Source organism: Methylobacterium sp. D54C, assembly GCF_053345595.1.
This window is the reverse complement of sequence record NZ_JBKFAK010000170.1, coordinates 1-318: the sequence shown is the minus strand read 5'-3', so window position 1 is coordinate 318 and position 318 is coordinate 1. Positions and strand designations below refer to the sequence as shown.

1 protein-coding gene is annotated in these 318 nt (G+C 70.8%); it reads right to left on the bottom strand.

Annotated elements, in window-relative coordinates; translation table 11 throughout:
* Positions 1–318, bottom strand: a 318-nt coding sequence (locus ACLBYB_RS33015; RefSeq protein ID WP_447701408.1) for a solute carrier family 23 protein, incomplete at both ends; no start/stop codon positions are given.

Sequence of the window (318 nt, the reverse complement as noted above, 5' to 3'; positions counted from 1 at the left end):
GGCCGGAGCAGCAGGCCGAACACACCCGCCCCGATGGTCGCGCCGAAGATGCCCGGCAGGCCGATCGTCGGATCCTGCGCCATCGCCACCATCGGGCCGGCCGCCGCGAAGCTGACGCCCATGATGACCGGCAGGCGGATGCCGAACATCCCCAGGCCGAGGGACTGGATCAGAATCGCGATGCCCGTCACCAGCAGGTCGCAGTTGATCAGGTAGGCGACCGCCTCGGTCGGCAGGTTCATCGCCGCGCCGAGGATGAGCGGCGGCGCCACCGCCCCCGCGCTCATCACGAGCACGTGCTGCATGCCGTAGGCGAGG